At 63.7% G+C, this 19,919-nt stretch carries 16 protein-coding genes; 6 read left to right on the forward strand and 10 right to left on the reverse strand.

Translation table 11 applies throughout. The features are described 5' to 3' along the window. Window positions 1–27 precede the first annotated feature (27 nt). The 9 genes from hemH to C7I87_RS03665 form a co-directional block, all read right to left on the reverse strand. Entirely contained in the window at window positions 28–1,092 is a 1,065-nt protein-coding gene (hemH, locus tag C7I87_RS03625) for a ferrochelatase (RefSeq protein WP_149902915.1), read from the reverse strand. Window positions 1,093–1,322: 230 nt separating this feature from the next. After that, entirely contained in the window at window positions 1,323–3,368 is a 2,046-nt protein-coding gene (locus C7I87_RS03630) for a bifunctional metallophosphatase/5'-nucleotidase (protein ID WP_149902916.1), read from the reverse strand. A 272-nt stretch (window positions 3,369–3,640) separates the two neighbouring features. Further along, on the reverse strand, window positions 3,641–4,018 hold the full coding sequence (locus tag C7I87_RS03635; RefSeq protein ID WP_149902917.1) for an outer membrane lipoprotein Omp10: 378 nt from the start codon (window positions 4,016–4,018) through the stop codon (window positions 3,641–3,643). Between the two features lie 188 nt (window positions 4,019–4,206). Further along, window positions 4,207–5,652, reverse strand: coding sequence for a homospermidine synthase (locus tag C7I87_RS03640; protein ID WP_149902918.1), 1,446 nt, complete (start codon window positions 5,650–5,652; stop codon window positions 4,207–4,209). A gap of 152 nt (window positions 5,653–5,804) precedes the next feature. Next, window positions 5,805–6,722 (reverse strand): heme-dependent oxidative N-demethylase family protein, encoded by a 918-nt coding sequence (locus C7I87_RS03645; protein WP_149902919.1) that lies wholly within the window; start codon window positions 6,720–6,722, stop codon window positions 5,805–5,807. A 3-nt stretch (window positions 6,723–6,725) separates the two neighbouring features. Further along, complete coding sequence (locus tag C7I87_RS03650; RefSeq protein ID WP_149902920.1) at window positions 6,726–7,388, reverse strand: aminotransferase class IV family protein; 663 nt, start codon at window positions 7,386–7,388, stop codon at window positions 6,726–6,728. Further along, window positions 7,337–8,491 (reverse strand): aminodeoxychorismate synthase component I, encoded by a 1,155-nt coding sequence (locus tag C7I87_RS03655; RefSeq protein WP_373424637.1) that lies wholly within the window; start codon window positions 8,489–8,491, stop codon window positions 7,337–7,339. The genes C7I87_RS03650 and C7I87_RS03655 overlap by 52 nt, the downstream gene beginning before the upstream one ends. A 156-nt stretch (window positions 8,492–8,647) precedes the next feature. Next, a complete protein-coding gene (locus C7I87_RS03660; protein WP_149902922.1) occupies window positions 8,648–9,418 on the reverse strand; it encodes a proton-conducting membrane transporter in 771 nt (256 codons plus the stop codon). A 361-nt stretch (window positions 9,419–9,779) separates the two neighbouring features. Further along, a complete protein-coding gene (locus C7I87_RS03665; RefSeq protein WP_188393718.1) occupies window positions 9,780–11,618 on the reverse strand; it encodes a M3 family oligoendopeptidase in 1,839 nt (612 codons plus the stop codon). 231 nt (window positions 11,619–11,849) lie between these two features. On the opposite strand from C7I87_RS03665, the gene C7I87_RS03670 reads away from it, so the two are divergent. The 3 genes from C7I87_RS03670 to C7I87_RS03680 all read left to right on the forward strand — a co-directional run bounded on the left by C7I87_RS03670 (window position 11,850) and on the right by C7I87_RS03680 (window position 15,980). Beyond that, entirely contained in the window at window positions 11,850–13,385 is a 1,536-nt protein-coding gene (locus C7I87_RS03670) for a sigma-54-dependent transcriptional regulator (RefSeq protein WP_149902923.1), read from the forward strand. Between the two features lie 409 nt (window positions 13,386–13,794). Beyond that, window positions 13,795–15,606 carry a peptidoglycan L,D-endopeptidase MepK gene (locus C7I87_RS03675; protein WP_246696178.1) on the forward strand — a complete coding sequence of 604 codons (1,812 nt, stop codon included), beginning with the start codon at window positions 13,795–13,797 and terminating at the stop codon, window positions 15,604–15,606. A gap of 182 nt (window positions 15,607–15,788) precedes the next feature. After that, entirely contained in the window at window positions 15,789–15,980 is a 192-nt protein-coding gene (locus tag C7I87_RS03680) for a hypothetical protein (RefSeq protein WP_149902925.1), read from the forward strand. 277 nt (window positions 15,981–16,257) lie between these two features. Here the strand turns inward: C7I87_RS03680 and C7I87_RS03685 are convergent, their stop codons facing one another. Further along, window positions 16,258–16,896 carry a 2-dehydro-3-deoxy-phosphogluconate aldolase gene (locus C7I87_RS03685; protein WP_149902926.1) on the reverse strand — a complete coding sequence of 213 codons (639 nt, stop codon included), beginning with the start codon at window positions 16,894–16,896 and terminating at the stop codon, window positions 16,258–16,260. A gap of 198 nt (window positions 16,897–17,094) precedes the next feature. Between C7I87_RS03685 and C7I87_RS03690 the strand changes: the two genes are divergently transcribed. From C7I87_RS03690 to C7I87_RS03700, 3 genes are all read left to right on the forward strand, one after another. Continuing rightward, entirely contained in the window at window positions 17,095–18,027 is a 933-nt protein-coding gene (locus C7I87_RS03690; protein ID WP_149902927.1) for an oxygen-dependent tRNA uridine(34) hydroxylase TrhO, read from the forward strand. A 113-nt stretch (window positions 18,028–18,140) separates the two neighbouring features. After that, on the forward strand, window positions 18,141–18,878 hold the full coding sequence (locus C7I87_RS03695) for a tellurite resistance TerB family protein (protein ID WP_149902928.1): 738 nt from the start codon (window positions 18,141–18,143) through the stop codon (window positions 18,876–18,878). A gap of 259 nt (window positions 18,879–19,137) precedes the next feature. Further along, window positions 19,138–19,893 carry an SDR family oxidoreductase gene (locus tag C7I87_RS03700; RefSeq protein WP_149902929.1) on the forward strand — a complete coding sequence of 252 codons (756 nt, stop codon included), beginning with the start codon at window positions 19,138–19,140 and terminating at the stop codon, window positions 19,891–19,893. Window positions 19,894–19,919 lie beyond the last annotated feature (26 nt).

Raw genomic sequence — 19,919 nt, forward strand, 5'->3', positions numbered from 1 at the left:
CGCCCCGGAGCTTGCGTTGTTCCGGTGTCAGGCCCAGCCCAACAGTTCGCGCCGCACCATCGCCTCGATCACCGCCATGCCTTCGGCGCTGTCGTTGAGGCAAGGGATATGGGCGAAGTTCTCGCCACCGGCATGATGGAAGGTCTCGGCTGCTTCTCGGCCGATCTCGTCCAGCGTCTCGATGCAGTCGACGGAAAAGCCGGGATTGACGATGGCGATGGACTTGACCCCGTCCTTGGCCAGTTTCTCCACCGTTTTGTCTGTGTAGGGCTGCAGCCATTCCTGCGCCCCGAAGCGCGACTGGAAGGTGGTGATCAGCTTGTTCTGCCCCCAGCCGAGCCTGCCGCGCAGCAGCCGCGTCGTCTTCAGGCAATGGCAATGGTAGGGATCGCCCTTCTCAAAATAGGGTTTTGGGATGCCGTGATAGGAGGCAATGACCACCTCGGGCTCGAAATCGAGGGTCGCCAGATGCCGTTCGATCGAACTGGCCAGCGCCTCGATGTAGACAGGCTCATCGTAATAGGGCGGCACGCTGCGAACGGCAGGTGCCGCCCGCATCTTCATCAAGGCGCGAAATAGCTGGTCGTTGGCGGTGGCCGTGGTGGTCGCTGAATATTGCGGATAGAGCGGAAAGCTCAGAATGCGGTCGCAGCCTTTCGCGACCAGCCTTTCGGCGACGCTGGCGGTGGAGGGATTGCCGTAACGCATCGCCCAGTCGACGACGACATCGGGCAGGTCAGCCAGTGCAGTGCCAAGCTTTTCGCCCTGGGCGCGGGTGTAGGTGCGCAAGGGCGACTCGTTCTTTTCGCGGTTCCATATCCTGGCGTAGTTGGCGCCCGATTTCTTCGGCCGCCTGGTCAGCACCAGGCCGTAGAGGATGGGATACCAGATGGCTTTGTTGAGCTCGATGACGCGCGGATCAGACAGGAACTCCCTGAGATAGCGCCACATTGGCCTGAACTCGGTGCCGTCCGGGGTTCCAAGATTGACCAGCATGACGCCCACCTTGCCGGTCTTGACCGACGGATGGCCGTCCGGTCGTGGGCCAGCGGCTTTCGCGGCTTTGGGATCGACAAGGGTGGGAAGCGTCATATGGGTCTCCGGAGATGTGAACCTAACCATCCTGCAGGAGCTTTCAATGCCGCGTCTGGCCGCACCTTACAGCATGTCGCGGCGAATAGGATTCGCCCGACCTGCTGTAAGCTTTTGATTTTATGCATATCGTTGTCCCGGAACCGAGGACACTTCCGGGCGACATGCATTAGGCTATAATACAGAACCCGCCCGGTTTCCCGGGCGGGCATGTCGCGGAACTGGACGAATTACTTCGCCGGGATGGTCAATGTCGCGCCCGGCACAAGCCGATGCGGCCTTTGACCCTTGTTCGCCTCATAGATGAGTTTCCACTTGGTCGCATCGCCATAGGCTTTCTTCGCCAGATCCCAGTAAGTATCGCCGGTGACGATGACATGGCTGCCGGTGGCCGGTGCGGCTTCAGCGGGCTTTGCCGGCTCGGCGGGCGCGGGTGCCGACGGGGCGGGAGCGGCCGGCGCGGGGGCGGTCTCGGCAGGCTTTGCCGGTTCGGCGGGTTTCGGCGAGGCCGGTGGTGGTGGCGCGTTTTCCGTCGAAATGGCTGGCGGCGTGTTGGCGATATCGCCTGAGTTGGCGGGCAGTTCAGGCATCGCCGGTGCAGCATCGGCGGGCTTTGCCGGTTCAGCCGGCTTGGCTGGCTCGGCGGCGGAAGCTGCCGCTGTCGTCGCGGCGATCTCCGTGATGCGGCCGTCGAGCTTGGGCGTATAGGGCCGGTGAGCGCCGAGATAGTCGGCGACGACCTGTTCGAGGCCGGGGCCGTAATCATAGGCGTTCCTGGCCTTTTCGGCGAAGACCTTGTAGCCGTCGCCGCCCTGGCGGACATAGTTGTTGGTGGCGACCAGATAATCCTTGTCGGGATTGATCGGCGTCCAGGCGCCGTTCTCCATCACTTCCACCGACTTGACGCGGCCGGCATTGGGCGCGACCGATTTGTCGAAGGAATATTTGAGGCCCGCGACCTGCGGAAAACGTCCCGCGCCGTCCTCAATCTGGCTGAGCCCGCCTTCGAGGCCGGCGACCAGGTCCTTGCCGGAAATCTGGAAGGTCGCCAGCGTGTTCTGGAACGGCAGCACCGTCAGCACCTCGCCCATGGTGACGGTGCCCTTGTCGATCGAGGCGCGCAGGCCGCCGCCGTTGGAGATGGCGATCTCGACGCCCTGTCCCTTGACGCGGTCGAGGATGGCGTCGGAGACGAGGTTGCCCATCGCGCATTCCTTGGCACGGCAGCTTTCGCGGCTCCCATCGATTACGTCGGTGGTCTCGGCCACTTCCCTGTTCTTTAGGGCCTCGATGGGTCCGCCGAGTTCCTTGATGCGGGCGAGCACGGCGGGATCGGGTGTGATCGACTTGTCGAGATAGATCGGATCGCCGCTCGCCGATTTGACGACGCCATTGTCGTCGAACACCACCTTGAACTCGCCGAGATATTTCGAATAGGACGCCGCCTGCACCACCGGCACCTTGTAGCCGCCGGGGTTGTCGACCATCGTTGGGTAGGGGCCAGCCGCCTTCGGATCGGTGTTGGACAGAAGCGTGTGGCTGTGGCCGCCGACCACGACATCGATGCCGGGAATCTTGGCAATGATGTTGCGTTCCCTGTTATAGCCGATATGGGTCACGGCGATGATCTTGTTGATCCCCTGCGCCTTCAACTTCTCGACCTCCGCCGTGATCGACTTGACGTCGTCCTCGATGGTGATGTTGGGGCCGGGCGAGGCGAGTTCGGGCGTGTCGTTGGTGACGGCGCCGATGATACCGATCTTCTGGCCGCCGACCTCGACCACGATCGACGGCTTGACGCGGTCGCCCAGCTTGGACTGCGCGTTGGCCTTGACGTTGGCGCCGAGCACGGGGAATTTGATCATGTCGAGGAATGGCGCAAGGGCGGCTTCGCCATCGTCGAATTCATGGTTGCCGAGCGCCATGGCGTCGAACTTCATGTCGTTGAGGAACTCGCCTTCGACCTTGCCCTTGTATGTCGTGTAGAACAGCGAACCCTGGAAATTGTCGCCGGCGCTGAGCAGCAACACGTTCTGCCCTTCCAGCTTCTTGCGCTCCTGGGCGATGGCGGTGATCAACCGGCCGGCGCCGCCAATGCATTCGCCCTTGGTCTCCTCCTCGGCCGAGCAGGTCGACTCATATTTGTTGTTGCCTTCGATACGGCTGTGCCAGTCATTGATGTGCAGGATGTTCAGTGTGTAGTCGGCAAAGGATGCACCGGCCGAAAGGCCAAGCGTCGACGCGGAAAGGGCGGCAATGGCGGCAAGCTTCTTCATCTTCGTCTCCCGATAGGCTGATCAGAGGCGTCTAACGCCCTTGCTTGACTGGGATATAACAGCCAGCGTTTTGATCATGTTCCCATCGCGTTCCGGCTGACGCAAGCGGAAATGCCGAGCACAAACCCGGGGGTATTTGCCGGGCAAAACCTGGGGTATTTGCTGCAGCAAAACCCGGGGTATTTGCTGGCGCAAACCCGGGGTATTTGCCGGCGTAAAAAAGGACGGCGCCCGGGCGGCCGCCGTCCTTTGTAATGCGAACGTCCGCTGGCTCAGACGCGCCGCGTCAGGACGAAGTTCTGGCCGCCCGAACTGGTGCAGTTGAGCTGGCTGGTGGACACCAGCAGGCAGTTGAAGCTGACACCGGTCTGGCGGATCAGCGAGGTGCCGTTGATCTGCACCGAAGTGGCGCCGGTCATCGTGTAGCTGCCATCAGCCAGCTTTTGGCCGGTGTCGGTGGCAACGGTCGTGAACTTACCGCCGTTGAAGGTCGACAGGCCGGTGCCCTTGGCATCGATCCAGGAGCCCTCGACGCCTTTCGGCGCTGCTGCCATCGGCGGCTCTCCGGGACCGCTGGTGGCACAGGCAGCGAGCATCGAGGCAACCGCGCCCGCCATGCCCATCGAAAGAACTTTGCGCGCAATAGTCATATGAAATCCTCTCCAAACGCGTCGGTCCAAAAATCGGCCGATTTCTGGAAAGCGCGACGCGAACGTCCAAAGTGCTGGGGTATGCTTTATGCGCCCTACGGGAACGCACATCGCCACACCAGGCCGCATCCCTTCAATCGCCCGATTTCCGGGCGATTGCAAGGCAATGGCGTATGTTCAGCGAGCCGCTATCGGACGAGGATGTTGCGGAATTGCCACGGGTCGCTGCGGTCGAGGTCCTCCGGGAAGAGACCCGGGCGTCTGTCGAGCGGCGTCCAGTCGGTATAGTAGCCCTTGACCGGTCCGAGATAGGGCGACTGCACGTCCAGGCAGCGCTTGTAGTCCATCTCGTCGGCCTCGACGATGCCGGCGGCCGGATTTTCCAGCGCCCATACCATGCCGGCCAGAACCGCCGAGGTGACCTGCATGCCGGTGGCGTTCTGATAGGGGGCCAGTTTGCGCGCCTCGGCGAGCGACAGCTGGGAACCGTACCAGTAGGCATTCTTGTCGTGGCCGTAGAGCAGGACGCCGAGTTCGTCGACGCCGTCGACCAGCTCGTTTTCGTCGAGCACGTGGTGCACCGGCTGCGGCTTGCCGGCGGCCCCGAACATCTCGTCGAGCGACAGCATCGCATCGTTGCAGGGATGGTAGGCGTAGTGGCATGTGGGGCGGTATTGAACCTTGCCCTTCTTGGAGCGCACGGTGAAGAAATCGGCGATCGAGATCGCCTCGTTGTGCGTCACCAGCAGGCCGTACTGCGCGCCCGGCGTCGGGCACCAGGAGCGCACGCGGGTGTTGGCGCCCGGTTGCTCCAGGTAGATCGCGGCCTTGGAACCGTGCTTGTGCTTCTTGCCGTTCTTGGGCATCCAGGTCTCATGCGTGCCCCAGCCGAGCTCGGCTGGCTGCAATCCCTCGGAGATGAAGCCCTCGACCGACCAGGTGTTCCAGAACACATCCATCGGCTTGGGCTTCTTGGTGCGCTGGGTGTCGCGCTCGGCGATGTGGATGCCCTTGACGCCGGCCTTCTTCATGAGTTTGCCCCAGCCCTCACGGTCGTCCTGCGCGGGCTCGGAGAATTCCATGCCAAGATCGGTGGCCAAATTGACCAGCGCCTGCTTGACGAACCACGACACCATGCCGGGATTGGCACCGCAGGTAGAGATCGCCGTCGCGCCGCCCGGCTTGTCGTGCTTTTCCTTGATCAGCGCTTCGCGCAGCGCATAGTTGGTGCGGCTGGCATTGTCGGCCTTGGCGTCGAAATAGAAGCCAAGCCACGGCTCGACGACGGTGTCGATGTAGAGCACGCCGAGCTTGCGGCAGAGCCGCATCAGGTCCACCGAGCCGGTATCGACCGACAGGTTGACGCAGAAGCCCTGGCCGCCGCCATTGGTCAGAAGCGGCGTCAAAAGCTTCTTGTAGTTCTTCTCGGTCACCGCTTCCTGGAGGAAGGCGATGCCGCGCTCGTCGAGCAGCTTGCGATCGGTATCGCGCGGGTCGAGGACCGTCATGCGCGACTTGTCGAACTTGAAATGGCGTTCGATGAGCGGCAGCGTTCCGCGTCCGATCGAGCCAAAGCCGATCATCACCACGGGGCCGGTGATCTCACCGTAAACGGGCCAGTTTTCATTCGCCATTTTATCGAGCACTCCTTCAACTACGTGCAAAAGCCGGGCAACTGCGTGCAAAAGCCGGGCAACTACGAGCAAAAGCCGGGCAGTTTCGCCCAACGGCCATGCGCTACATCACAGATCATTGTCATAAACCAGCGAAAAGCGCCAACCCGCGACTACGCGTCCTTGGCCATGTGGTTAAGGACAGCGATCAGGCGATCGCGATCCGATGTCAGGCCCTTGTAGTCGAGCTGGGCGATATCGAGCGCGTCGAGCTGGGCGGCGAAGGACGCCGCCAGTGTCGCCCGGTCCGGATGCCGCGCCAGCACGGCGAGTGGGTCGAGATGGATGCGGATGGTGAACAGGATGTCGCGCGAGGCGGGCAGTTTGCGTAGCGTCTGACGCTCGACACGGATGAAGGCGTGCGCCTGGACATCACCGTCGGGGAAACGCGTCGGCCGGCTGGTGGCGCGGTCGATGCGCTCGACATTGGACAGCGGGTGATAGAGCGCATCGCCTGATTGGATCGACCAGTTGTAACGCTCGACCGCCTGGCCCTGCAGGCCATCGAACATCCGGTTGATGAGATCGGCCGGTCTTGTGCCCGGACCAAAGCCCGGCACAGGCGCGTGGATCTGCTGCAGTGGCTTGCCGAACTTTTCGGTGAGCGACCAGGACGAAGGAAAGCACAGCGAACCCGCGGCCAGACGCCAGCCGTCTTCGTCCCGGCGCATCAGGATCAGGTCTTCCTGGACAAGCAGCGAGGCTCTGACAAGCGGCACGTTCGCAAAGTCGCCGCCGCTGGTGGCACCAATTACCTCGACCCTGTTACTGGTGCGTCGATAGGCTTCGGGGAATGCCACCGGCAGATGCGCTTCGAGCAGATCGAGCACTTCGCGCTGGGCCTCGCGTGTGCTGTCTTCCTCGACGAAGACCTTGTCCGGAATCTCGGCATAGAGCCGGCGCTTCTCGGCGAGATAGGACAGGAGGTGACTGTCGACCTCGATCCAGTTCGCGGGATCGAGCGGCTTCAGCCCGATGGTGAAGAGTTTCGAGGAGCCGTCATAGGGTGTATGGGCGGGTAGGGACGTCATGCCTCAGATCAGTCTTGCCGGGATCAGCCCGCGCAGCGAATTGCCGACGAACAGCGCCTTGGCGGATTTCAGGTCCTCCAAGCTGTAGATGGCTTCACTGGCGCGGCCTTCATCCAGAAGCGCGCCGCGCAATACGCCAGGCAGCAGGCCGCAATCGAGCCGAGGCGTCGCCAGGATGCCGTCGCCGAAATCGGCGAAGACATTGGTGATCGTGCCTTCGCAGATCTCGCCGCGCTCATTGGCCAGCAGCACCTCGTCGGCCTGGGTGACGAGATATTCGGAGCGGGCATGGGTGTAGAGCTGCCGCCGGCTGGTCTTGTGGCGCAGCAGCATATTGCTCGAATCGAGCCTCGTCCGTGCCAGCCGCAGCGCCCACACCTTGTCGGCGGCAAGCGGTTCATAAGGCTGCGCCGAGGCATTGGCCTCACCATTGCGCGACAGAGCGAGCCGCGTGCGCATGGCGATGGGCGATCGGTCGACCGCGCCGCTCAGCGCCTCGCCGACCTTTTGCGGATCATAAACGAAGCCCAGTTCCACCGCCGAGCCATAAAGGCGCGCAAGATGGCGATCGAGGCGCAGGAAGCCCGAGGCGGGTTCCCAGCGCATGGTCTCGATCAGTTCGAAACCGGCGGTGTCCCCGTCGCGAAGCGGGCTTTGAGCAGACACTCCTGGTACTCCTCTTCCGCGACCGAATCGAAGACGATGCCGCCGCCGACATTGTAGACGGCCTCGCCGTTGGCGAAGAGCGAGATGGTACGGATCGCCACCGAAAAGCGCATCGTGCCACCGGGGGCGATCCAGCCGATGGCGCCGCAATAGACGTCGCGCGGCGTGCCCTCCAGATCGTGCAGGATCTCCATGGCGCGTATCTTCGGCGCGCCGGTGATTGAGCCGCAGGGAAACAGCGCCGCGAAGACCTGGCGTATCGAGAGGCCGGGCAGCAGCCTGGCCCGGACGTCGCTCACCATCTGGTGCACGGTCGGGTAGGTCTCGATGCGGAACAGTTCCGGCACTTCCAGCGTGCCGACCTCGCTGATCAGCGATATGTCGTTGCGCAGGAGGTCGACGATCATCCGGTTCTCGGCCTGGTTCTTCTCGTCGTTGCGCAGGAAATTCTTCTGCCGCTCGTCCTCGTCCTTGGTCGCGCCACGCGGCGCGGTACCCTTCATCGGATGCGTCTCGATCATCCCCGCTGCATCGATCTCGAAGAACAGTTCGGGCGAGCGCGACAGAACGATCGGGTCGCCGAGCGAGACCAGCGCGCCGTATTTCACCGGCTGGCGTTCGGTCAGCGCGTCGAAGGCGGCGAGCGGGTCGCCGGACCATTGCGCGTGCACTGGAAAGGTCAGGTTGCCCTGATAGCAATCGCCCTGCCTGATGTGCCGGTGCAACCGCGAGAAGCGCTTCTGGTAGTCCTCGAACGACCAGGCCGCCCTTGCGTCGAAGATCGGGCCGTTGGTCGGTGCGCCTCGCGGCAGCACCGCCTCTTCATCCGGGGCATCGAAGACCCCGAGGCAGACCAGCGGGGCGCGGCGCCGGCCCGGCAGCAGGGGAACAAGTTTCGGCTCGAGCAGGTAACCGGCCTCGTAGGAGAAATAGCCGGCCAGCCATTTGCCGGCGTCGTGCGCGGCCTGCGCTGCTTCCAGGGCAGCCGGGAAGTCCTTGGCCTGATGCGCAACGATAACATCGGCCGGCCGCTTGAAGGCGAGCTGGCGCGCGCTTTCGTCGTTGCGGAAAATTGCGGCGGGCAGGGACATGGGAACCGGGATCGATGTAGCCGACGATCGCTCTATATGGGGGGCCGGGCGCGTGCAATCGAGAGAACGGCACCCTGTCCCTCAAAGCCGACCTATGGGTTCGACCTTGCCGGCAAAACAAACCGGCGGCGCCGTGACGCCGCCGGTTGTGATCCTTTCCTCGGCAGATCAGGTGTTGCTGGAGGTTCCAGCCGTCGGAAACTGCTTGGCGAACTCCGCCTCGTTGCCGGCGGCGAGCAGCTTGGCCTGTTCGACCCAGCGCTCGCGTTCGACCCGGCCGCCGAATTGCAGGGCGTGTTCGATCCGCTCGATGTCGGCGGCCGTCCAGGCGGCGATCTGGGCGAAGCTGGTCACACCTTGTCCCTTGAGAAGCTTTTCGTTGACCGGACCGATGCCGATCAGTCGGCGCAGATTGTCGGGCTTGGCCGACGCCGGCTTGGCTGCTGCCGGTGCGGCTGTCTTGGTCGCTGCCGCCCTGGGAGCGGCCGCGCTCTTGGTCGCCGAGCCGGCGACTGCGGGTTTGCTCGCCGCGGGTTTGGCTGGAACCGTGGCCTTGGCCGCGGCGGGTTTCGCTGCAGCCGGCGGCTTTGCCACCGCTGGTTTGGCAGGCGCAGCCTTGGCCGCTGCCGGAGTGGATTTGGCCGTTGCCGGCGTCGACATCAGGGCTGCCGGTGGTTGACTGCTGGTCTTTGCCGCGCCGGCTCCGGTGGAAACCTGTGCCTCGCGCAGCTGGCGCTCGAGATCGGAGCGCGTCTTGCCGCATGCGTTCAGTTCGCCCGTCAGGCGGTCGCTGTCGGCGCGCAGCCGGTCGCGCTCGCTGCGGGTGCGATCGAGGTCGCCGCGCAGGCTGTCGAGCTCACCGCGCAGGCGACCCCAGATGAACCAGCCAACCAACACACCCACAAGGAACGCCAGGAGCATGTAGAAAAAAGTGCCCATTTGTCTCTCTCTCCAGTCAGATCCGTCTGCCGTGGGTCATGACCTTCGGCGACGGACTACTCGATGATGGTCCCGCGGGTTCGCAGAACAGCCGGCTTCGGTTCGAGCTGTCGGCGATCGGCTTTGCTTGCCCATGGCCAACGGCAGTTGTCGCGTTCGCCTGAGCGCACGGCCGGCAGAGATTTCCCTCGCCGATCCGCATGCGCTCCGGCTGAGCTTGAAGCGAAAGCTACCATAGAGCTTACGGAAAGCTATGGGAAAAAGTCCGTGGAGAGTTCTTCAAGAACAAATATTTAGGACAAGAATAGTCGAGCCGACAGATGCATTCCGGCTAAACTGTTCTTGCCGGGCAAGAGGCGTCTCAATCGTCGAGTGTTTCCAGTTCGTCGATCAGGCCGCTGATCACGCCGAGCCCGATCTGCCAGAAGGCGGGATCGGTGGCGTCGAGGCCGAAAGGCGCCAGAAGCTGCGAATGATGCTTGGTGCCGCCGGCACGCAGCATCTCGAAATATTTGTCCTGAAAGCCGCGCTCGGCATTCTGGTAGACCGCATAGAGCGAGTTCACCAGGCAGTCGCCGAACGCATAGGCATAGACGTAGAAGGGCGAGTGGATGAAATGAGGGATGTAGGTCCAGAACACCTCGTAGCCCTCGCGCAACTTGATCGCCGGACCCAGGCTTTCGGCCTGAACCTCCAGCCAGAACTGCCCGAGCCTGTCGGATGTCAGTTCGCCATTGCGGCGCTCGGCATGTACCTTGCGCTCGAACTCGTAGAAGGCGATCTGGCGCACCACCGTGTTGATCATATCCTCGACCTTCTGGGCGAGCATGGCCTTGCGCTCGCGCCGGTCGGTGGTCTGCTCGAGCAGCGAGCGGAAGGTCAGCATCTCGCCGAAGACGGATGCCGTCTCCGCCAGCGTCAGCGGCGTCGAGGCCATCAGCGCGCCCTGGCCGGCGGCCAGCACCTGATGCACGCCGTGCCCGAGTTCATGCGCCAGCGTCATCACGTCGCGCGGCTTGCCCATGTAGTTGAGCAGCACATAGGGGTGAGCCGATGGCACGGTCGGGTGGGCGAAGGCACCCGGCGACTTGCCTGGGCGCACCGGCGCGTCGATCCAGTTGCGGTCGAAGAAGGTGCGCGCGATGTCGGCCATCTCGGGCGAGAAGCGGTGATAGGCCGACAGCACGGTGTTCCTGGCCTCGTCCCAGCCGATCACCGCCTGCGGCGTCTCCGGCAGCGGCGCGTTGCGGTCCCAGTGGTTCATCACCTCCATGCCGAGCCAGCGCGCCTTCATCTGGTAGTAGCGGTGCGACAGGCGCGGATAGGCCTCGCGCACGGCGGTGGCGAGCGCATCGACCACGCCGCGCTCGACGCGGTTGGCGAGATGGCGTGAATCGGCGATGTCCTCGAAGCCGCGCCAGCGGTCGGAAATTTCCTTGTCCTTGGCAAGCGTGTTGGTGATCAGCGTGAAGGTGCGCAGGTTCTTGCGGAAGGTCGTGGCCAGCGCCTCTGAGGCGCGCCGGCGGACCTCGCCATTGGCATCCTGCAGGCGGTTGAGGGCCGGCTCCAGCGTCAGTTCCTCGCCGTCGATATCGAAACGAAGATCGGTCATCGTCTCGTCGAACAGGCGATTCCAGGCGCCGCGCCCGGTGATCGACTTCTCGTGGAAAAGCTGCTCGACGCGGTCCTCGAGCTGATAGGGCTTGTCCATGCGCAGATCGAGCACCCACGGGCGGTAATGCTCAAAGGCGGGGTCGCTGGTCAGCGCGCCTTCGATCGCCGCATCGTCGATAAGGTTCAGCTCGAGCGCGAAGAACAGCAGATGCGCGCTGGCGTCGGTCATCTTCTCCTGGATATCGCCATAGAGTTTGGCGCGCTGCGGATCGGCGGTGTTGCCGGCGTAGACGAGGCCGGCATAGGAGACGATGCGGCCGATCAGTTCCTCGAGCGCCTCGTACGCGGCAAGCGCCTCGCCCAGCCTGCCGGCGCTGCCACGCCCGGCCTCGGCGGCGAGCGTGCCTTTCCAGCGGGACTCGAATGCGATGGCATCGGCGGCCGCCTTGGCAATGTCACGCTTCAGTTCCGGCGCCTCCATGCCGGCATAAAGGTCGGCGAGATTCCATTCCGGCAGATCGCCAAGCCCGGCCGCGCCTTGACCGGACGCTGGCGCCGCAATCCGCCGATCAAACATCATGCGCATCGACATACCTTCTTTGAAACGAGTGGCCTTCTTTGAAACGAGTGGCCAGCTTTTTGAATCAAGTGACCGGCTTTGAATCAAGTAGCCGGAATCAGGGAGCCAGAATCAACGGGAATGGAGAAGCCGGTCAAATCCTAAGGAATTCGTTCACCGGGTTTTTTGAAACCTTATTTAGAACCCTGTGCCAAGATGATCCATGGGGATTTCGGGCGCGGGCAAGCCAAGACAGTCATGACAGGTTCCATACTCATAGTCGATGACGATCCCGTGCAGCGCCGGCTGCTCGAGGCGGCGGTGACGCGGTTCGGCCATACCGCAATCGTCGCCGATGGCGGTGCTGCCGGTCTCGAAGTTCTCGACGGGCCTGGCGCCCGTGACGTCTCGGTTGTGATTCTCGACCTGGTCATGCCCGGTCTCGACGGTATCGGCGTGCTGAAGGCGATGCGCGAGCGCGACATCAGCGTGCCGGTCATCGTGCAGACCGCGCAGGGCGGCATCGAAACCGTGGTTTCGGCGATGCGCCACGGCGCCTTCGATTTCGTCGTCAAGCCGGCTTCGCCCGACAGGCTGCAGGCCTCGATCTCCAATGCGCTCAAGGTCGAGGCGGTCGAAGGCGAGGTCAAACGCACGTCGCGCAAACGCGGCGGGCTGCTGACCTTCAGGGACATGATTACTCACAGTCCGGCCATGGACAGGGTGATACGCCTCGGCCAGAAAGCGGCGGCCTCCCACATCCCGATCCTGATCGAGGGTGAGTCCGGCGTCGGCAAGGAGTTGGTGGCGCGTGCCATCCAGGGCAGCGGCGACCGCCGCTCGAAACCGTTCGTCACGGTCAATTGCGGCGCCATCCCCGACAATCTGGTGGAATCCATCCTGTTCGGCCACGAGAAAGGCTCGTTCACCGGCGCCACCGACAAGCACACCGGCAAATTCGTCGAGGCGCATTCCGGCACGCTGTTCCTCGACGAGATCGGCGATCTGCCGCTCGACGTGCAGGTCAAGCTGCTGCGCGCCGTCCAGGAGGGCGAGGTCGATCCGGTTGGCGGCCGCTCGACCGTGAAGGTCGACATCCGGCTGATTTCGGCGACGCACCGCAACCTCCTGCAGCAGGTCAAGGACGGCAAGTTCCGCGAGGATCTGTTCTACCGGCTGAATGTCTATCCGATCTTCGTGCCGCCGCTGCGCGACCGCCGCGACGACATCCCTCATCTGGTCACGCACTTCATGGAAAAGGTGGCGCCGGCCGACCCGCGCCATCGGCTGAAGGGCATTTCGGCGGCGGCGCTTGCGGTGCTGCAGGCCTATGACTGGCCCGGGAATATCCGGCAGCTCGAAAACGCCGTCTTCCGCGCCTCGGTGCTGTGCGAAGGCGATGTGTTGACCGCCGATGATTTTCCGCAGATCCGGGCGCAGGTGGAAGGCACTGTCAATCTTGAGGCGGACGACACGTTCGAAGCAAGCGGCGCCGCGCCCCCGCTGGCGCCGCGCGATGAGGACTTTGTGCCCGACGAGACCGCTCCAGCGGCTGTGCAGCCGGCCGAGCTCCAGCCCCGCTTTGGAACGCTGCGGGCACTCGACGAGCGCGGCAATGTGCGTGCGCTGGCCGACGTCGAACTCGAAATGATCAAGCTCGCCATCGATCACTACAATGGCCAGATGAGCGAGGTCGCCCGCAGGCTCGGCATCGGCCGCTCGACGCTTTACCGCAAGCTCAAGGAATACGGCATCGACCCGGAAACCGGCCGCGTCGACAGGCTTGCTTCCTGAACCGCAAGGCCGGGACCAGTTTCCCTCGTCATTATATGGGCCGACAGAGTGCCTTCCCCGGATTATGGCGGGTCGGAGGCGGCGCTCGACGAGGTATCGTTCACGCATTGAGGCCGGCGGTAACAGATCGTGTTCGGCCAAAGCCGGAATCCTGATCTAAACCAGCGGTTTACCAAGAAACCTTGGGGACGATTTTTGACGGGATATCGCCACGGTGTTACCGCATTTTGGCTTCAATAAGCGATGATTAACCATTAGGATCGATATTCGGATGTGATAACGACACGTCCGTTTGGGCAAATCCGGGGACAAACGGCAGCCTGCAAGGCCTTTTGATTTGAACAGAATCGAACGACTCACAAACGGGCGGCACTATCATTTGAGCGTCTGGCCGAGATGGTTGGCGGCGGTGATTGTCGCATTTGGTTTTGTGGCCGCGGCCGCCACGGGCGCCCAAGCCGAAGTTCGTTCGCTGAAGCTCTACCACCTCCACACGCACGAGAAGGCGGAGATCGTCTACAAGCGCAATGGCCGCTATATTCCCGAGGGCCTGAGGAAGATCAACATCATCCTGCGCGACTGGCGCCGCAACGAGCCGACCAAGATGGACCCGCGTCTGCTGGACCTCGTCTGGGAGGCGTATCGCGAAAGCGGCGCGACCGACTATATCCAGGTCGTCTGCGGCTACCGTTCGCCGTCGACCAATTCGATGCTGCGCAGCCGCAGCCGGGGTGTCGCCGAGAAGAGCCAGCATATGCTTGGCAAGGCTATGGATTTCTATATTCCCGGCGTGCCGCTGAAGAAGCTGCGCAATATCGGCCTCAAGATGCAGGGCGGCGGCGTCGGCTATTACCCGACCTCCGGTTCGCCATTCGTCCACATGGATGTCGGCAATGTGCGCCACTGGCCGGGCATCAGCCGCCAGGAACTGGTCAGCCTGTTCCCCAATGGCAAGACGCTGCATGTGCCGAGCGATGGCCGGCCACTGCCCGGCTATGAACAGGCGCTGGCCTCCTACCAGTCGCGCAAGGGTTCCGGCACGCCGAATATCGAAATGGCCAGCGCCGGTGGCAGCGGCAAGAAATCGGGCGGGTTCCTCTCTGCCTTGTTCGGCGGCGGTGGCGCTGACGAGGCCGACGACAGCGCCGACGTGGAGACCGCTTCGGCCGCACCTGCTCCCAAGGCTAGAAATCTGAAGCCGGCCGCGGCCGCCAAGAGCAGCAACCTGCCTGGCATCGCCATCGTGGCCCCCGAGAATGCCCAGCGCGCCGACATTCCGCAAGTTGCCGACGAGCAGGCTCCGGAACCGGAGAAGAACACGCCGGAGACGATTATCGCGGCGCTGCCGGCCAAGGAAATCCCGCTGCCCGATTTCGCGCCGCGGCCGAAGGCCGACATCGGCGCACAGCCTGAGCATGTTCCGTTCGCCATGGCGGATGCGACGGCCACCACCGAAAAGGCAGTGGCGACCGCGCAGGCGCCGGCGAACATGCCTTTCGGCAAGGCCGATCCGGCAGCCATCGCGGAAGCCGCTGCGGCCGATCCGGCGCAGGTTGCCGTCAACAACATCCCCCTGCCGACATGGCGCCCCGAGCGGACGCTGCCGGCGGATCTCGCACCGCCGCCCAACAAGGATGTGCTGATGGCGCTGGCCGAAACGGCTGACCAGGGCAAGACCGCGACGGATGCGTTCTCCGTGCTGCCAACAGCGCGTCCCGAGCCAGCCAAGCCGGACGCCATCAAGGCCGTGCTCGACGAAGCCAATGCCAAGGTCGGCACCGCCGACGAATATCAGCTGGCCTCGTTGTCCGAAGAGCGGCGTTCGGCCTTCAACGATCCGTCTGGTGTCGATGCGGCGTCGCCGCGCCAGGCTGTTGCCGCCCGCCCTGCCGGTACCGATCCGGCCGCCGCGATCGGGGCCGGCGTGAAGACGACCCGCAAGGAAGCGAGAGCCACCGCCCGCGATCAGAAGCCCGGCCCCAGGGCCGTGGTGGTTGCAGCGGCGCCGCAGGCCGCCCGCTGGGCGCTGACCGGCGGCGAGAACGTCGCTGCCGTTTCGAGCGCGACGACCGCACCGGGCTACGCCTACAACATCGTGCATACCCCGCCGAGCGAGGTCTATACGGCCGGCTTCCAGCAGGACAATCAGGTGGCCGACGCCAATCGCTTTACCGGCAATGCCGTCAAGTTTCTGTCGGTTGCACGCTTCCAGACGAAGTAACGAACAGGCCGGAATATTGCTGAAGCCGCGCCGGGCGGCCGGCGCGGCTTTTTGCCGTCCAAGGCAGGGCGCGCGCGGCGCCTTGACTCTGCGGGATCACGCGCGGCTGAACTTCTCGTGAATGCGGAACGGCTTGCTGATTCCCGGGTTAGTGGGGGGTACGTTCAAACCCGGGGATATCCATGAAGAACATTCTACTGGCATCGGTCATTGCACTTGCAACCGCTGCGGCGGCCATTGCTCCCACACAGGCAGAGACCGTTGTCGTCAAGAAAGACAATCATATGCACATGAAGAAGCACTGCCGGACAAGGGTAGTGACGCACTGGCGACACCATCGCAAGGCGACGGAGACGGTCAAGGTCTGCAACTGAGCGTACCCTGGAGCGGTTTAGCGTTTGATAGAATCGCTGAACCGCTCTAACTCTTTGTTTTCACGCAATTCCGGACGGAAAACCGCTACGCACTTTTCCTGGAACTACTCTATAGCATGTCGCGGCGAATAGGATTCGCCCGACCTCCTGTAAGCTTCTGATTTTATGCATGTCGTTATCCCTGAACCAGGGACACTTCCGGGCGACATGCATTAGCCAGTCAAAGAGGCCCGGTCGACGTGAGTCGGCCGGTTTTTTCGTGTCGTCCGGAAGGGCGTTATTTCGCGAGTTTGCTCGCCGCGCGTGCGAGAGCTTCAATCTCGTCCCATTTGCCAGCCTTGACCATGTCGTCGGGCGCCACCCACGAGCCGCCGACGCAGACGACATTGGACAGGCTGAGATAATCGGCCGCGTTCTTGCCGGTGATGCCGCCGGTCGGGCAGAACTTGACGTCCGCCAGCGGCGAGGCAAAAGCCTTGAGCGACGCGATGCCGCCGGACTGTTCGGCCGGGAAGAATTTCAGGAAGCGCAGGCCGGCTTCGCGCGCGGCCATGATCTCGCCAGGCGTGATGGCACCGGGCAGCAACGGAACCTGGCTGTCGGCGGCGGCAGCCAGAAGCTCGCGGGTGATGCCGGGGCTGACGATGAAGCGCGAGCCGGCATCGGCTGCCTCGTCGAACTGGCTGGCATCCAGAATGGTGCCAGCGCCGACGATGGCCTCCTCGACCTCGCCCGCTACGCGACGGATCGCTTCGAGCGCATCCGCTGTCCTGAGCGTAATCTCGATCGCCGGCAAACCGCCGCGCGCCAGAGCACGGGCCAGCGGCACCGCATCGGCGACGTTGGCGATCTTCAACACCGGAATGACTGGCTGGCCGTTGAGCAGCGACAGGAGTTTCTCGGTCTTGCTGGGCATCTGTCTCTCCTTGTCGGGCTGCATCGAAGGGAATTCAACCGATTAGCAGACGGGTATTACCCTGTCCACGAAACCGGTCGCGGCGCGATGTCACGCGTTGCCGCCAAGCTTAGAGGTTCTTTCCCGACAAGGCCATGACAGGCGGCCCGAACCCGTTTCGCTTGAATCGGCTTCTGCGAGCGTCTAGTTACTCTGGCAATGACAACACTGCCCGCGCCATCCCAGCCAGTCCGCGTCGCCGCGCTCTACCGTTTTGCCCGACTCGACGCTTTCGGGGCGTTGCGCGCGCCGCTTGCGGCCTTCTGCTGCGGGCACGGCATCAAGGGCACGCTGCTCCTGGCGCATGAGGGCATCAACGGCACCGTCGCCGGCAGCGAGGAAGCGATCGCCGCGCTGATAGAACACATCGAAACGGTCGACGGCCTGTCGGGTCTCGAGGTCAAGTACAGCAGTGCCGCGACCATGCCGTTTCACCGCATGAAGGTGCGGCTGAAGCGCGAGATCGTCACCATGGGCGTCGAGACTATCGATCCGGCGACAAGCGCGGGCACCTATGTGGAGCCTGCCGACTGGAATGCGCTGATCTCACAACCCGATACGATCGTCATCGATACGCGCAACACTTATGAAGTCTCGATCGGCACCTTCAAAGGCGCGGTCGATCCGGCGACGGCGAGCTTCCGCGAATTTCCGGCCTGGGTGGAAGCGCATCGGGCGGAGCTCGAAGGCCGCAAGGTGGCGATGTTCTGCACCGGCGGCATCCGCTGCGAAAAGGCGACCGCCTATGTGAAGTCGCTCGGCTTCGAGGACGTGTTCCACCTCAGGGGCGGTATCCTCAAATACCTCGAAGAGGTTCCCGCGGAGCGGAGCCTCTGGCAGGGCGAGTGCTTCGTCTTCGACGAGCGGGTTTCGGTGTCGCACGGCCTCGCAGAGGGCGAGGCGGAATTGTGCCGCGCGTGCCGCCATCCGCTGACGGAGAGCGACTTGGTGTCGCCGAAATATGCCGCCGGGGTTTCGTGCCCGCACTGCTTCGACGCCCGCTCCGATGAAGACCGCAAGCGCTACGCAGAGCGTCAGCGGCAGGTCGAGCTCGCGCAAGCCAGGGGCAGAGGACCGCACATCGGATCCTGATCGAACCGCCGGGCAAAGCGGCGGCGGCCTGTCATTGCAATGTCAGGCTTCGGGACCTACGTCTTCGGCGTTGGAAACCTGCCCGTTCGGCCGGGCAAATCCTGGAGGCATTGATGTTCGATCCCAAGAAGCTTCTCGACGATCTGCTCGGCTCGCAAGTTCCCGGCACCAGCGGCACGGTCCGCGACAAGGCCGGGCAAGCGGTGCAGATGGCCAAGGACAATCCGCTGGCCGCCGGTGCGCTGGCCGCCGTACTGCTTGGGACCGGTGCTGGCCGGCAGGTGACGGGTGCCGCGGTGAAGCTCGGAGGGTTGGCCGCCATCGGTGGCCTCGCCTACAAGGCCTATCAGAACTACAAGGCCGGCAACGCACCGGAACAGGCGCCTGCCGCCGGCGAGCCGGAGTTGCTGCCGCCACCGAAGGACACCGCCTTCCATCCGTCGCAGGCGCCGCAAGGCGAGGATGAGTTCACGCTGACCCTGGTGCGGGCGATGATCTCGGCGGCCAAGGCCGACGGGCATGTCGACGACGAGGAACGCCAGAAGATCGCCGGAAAGCTCAGTCTCGCCGGGATCGGCGGCAACGCCGAAAAATTCCTGATGGCGGAGCTGGAGCGCCCACTCGACCTCGAAACGCTGGTGACCGGCGCCAGGACCGACGCGCAGAAGCTCGAGCTCTATACGGCGTCACGTCTCACCATCGACCCCGACACGCGCGCCGAACGCGGTTATCTCGACCTGCTTGCCGGGCGGCTTGGCCTGCCGGATGCGCTAGTCGACCACGTCGAGGCGACGGTCTCGGCGGCGAAAGTTCCCGCCGCCAGGGGTACGTCACCCAATCCGCAGTGGTAGCCGGATTGGCACAGGCGGGCCTGGAGGCGTTAACCATTCGTTAACTCAGGAAGCGCATCATTCTACACAGTCGGATCGGCTTTTCCTCCTCCCAAGCCCGGTTCAGATCAGGGCGGTCGCCAATGACCGCCCTTTTTGTCAGCCCCGTGGCCTTTCGGAATCGCGCGCCCCGCTTGCCATCGCTGCCATCATTTGCGATGCCTTCTCCCGAGCGAAATCCTGAAAATCAGTCGGGCGGCGCTGCCGGAGGACATCAGCCATGACCGAGCAAAAAACCGCCATCGTCACCGGCGCCGGCACCGGGATCGGCAAGAGCGTCGCCACTGCGCTGCTCAAGGCCGGGTGGAATACGGTGTTCTGCGGGCGGCGCAAGTCCCTGCTGGATAGCGCCATCGCCGAGGCCCGACCGACCGACGCCAAGGCATTGGCTGTTGCCTGCGACATCAGCAAGGCCGGCGAAGTCGACGATCTGTTCGAGACCGTCGCGGAGGCGTTCGGCCGCGTCGACCTGCTCTTCAACAATGCCGGCATGGGCTACAAGTCGACGCCGATCGACGAGATCCCGGTCGAAGTGTGGAACGACATCGTCGGCGTCAATCTCACCGGCTCGTTCCTGTGTGCGCGTGCGGCATTCGGCGCCATGCGCAAGCAGAAGCCGATGGGCGGCCGCATCATCAACAATGGTTCGGTCTCGGCTTATGCGCCGCGTCCGGGCTCCGTGCCCTATACGGCGACCAAGCACGCCATTACGGGGTTGACCAAGACGCTGGCTCTCGACGGCCGTCCCTATGACATCGCCTGCGGCCAGATCGACATCGGCAATGCGCTGACCGACATGGCGCAGCCGATGACCGTCGGCGTGCCGCAGGCCAATGGCTCGATATCAGCCGAAGCGGTGATGGATGTCCAGCGCGTCGCCGACGCGGTCGTGCACATGGCCAGCCTGCCGCTCGACGCCAACGTGCTGTTCATGACGGTGATGGCGACCAAGATGCCATTCGTCGGGCGCGGCTAATGCATGTCGCCCGGAAGTGTCCTCGG

It is taken from the genome of Mesorhizobium sp. SARCC-RB16n, from assembly GCF_008520305.1.
In the GTDB taxonomy this organism is placed as follows: Bacteria; Pseudomonadota; Alphaproteobacteria; order Rhizobiales; family Rhizobiaceae; genus Mesorhizobium.

Bases quoted from the DNA above. Each gene is read 5' to 3' on its own strand.
- hemH (WP_149902915.1), bottom strand. From the start codon at position 1,092: ATGACGCTTCCCACCCTTGTCGATCCCAAAGCCGCGAAAGCCGCTGGC.
- C7I87_RS03630 (WP_149902916.1), bottom strand. From the start codon at position 3,368: ATGAAGAAGCTTGCCGCCATTGCCGCCCTTTCCGCGTCGACGCTTGGC.
- C7I87_RS03635 (WP_149902917.1), bottom strand. From the start codon at position 4,018: ATGACTATTGCGCGCAAAGTTCTTTCGATGGGCATGGCGGGCGCGGTT.
- C7I87_RS03640 (WP_149902918.1), bottom strand. From the start codon at position 5,652: ATGGCGAATGAAAACTGGCCCGTTTACGGTGAGATCACCGGCCCCGTG.
- C7I87_RS03645 (WP_149902919.1), bottom strand. From the start codon at position 6,722: ATGACGTCCCTACCCGCCCATACACCCTATGACGGCTCCTCGAAACTC.
- C7I87_RS03660 (WP_149902922.1), bottom strand. From the start codon at position 9,418: ATGGGCACTTTTTTCTACATGCTCCTGGCGTTCCTTGTGGGTGTGTTG.
- C7I87_RS03665 (WP_188393718.1), bottom strand. From the start codon at position 11,618: ATGCGCATGATGTTTGATCGGCGGATTGCGGCGCCAGCGTCCGGTCAA.
- C7I87_RS03670 (WP_149902923.1), top strand. From the start codon at position 11,850: ATGACAGGTTCCATACTCATAGTCGATGACGATCCCGTGCAGCGCCGG.
- C7I87_RS03680 (WP_149902925.1), top strand. From the start codon at position 15,789: ATGAAGAACATTCTACTGGCATCGGTCATTGCACTTGCAACCGCTGCG.
- C7I87_RS03685 (WP_149902926.1), bottom strand. From the start codon at position 16,896: ATGCCCAGCAAGACCGAGAAACTCCTGTCGCTGCTCAACGGCCAGCCA.
- C7I87_RS03690 (WP_149902927.1), top strand. From the start codon at position 17,095: ATGACAACACTGCCCGCGCCATCCCAGCCAGTCCGCGTCGCCGCGCTC.
- C7I87_RS03695 (WP_149902928.1), top strand. From the start codon at position 18,141: ATGTTCGATCCCAAGAAGCTTCTCGACGATCTGCTCGGCTCGCAAGTT.
- C7I87_RS03700 (WP_149902929.1), top strand. From the start codon at position 19,138: ATGACCGAGCAAAAAACCGCCATCGTCACCGGCGCCGGCACCGGGATC.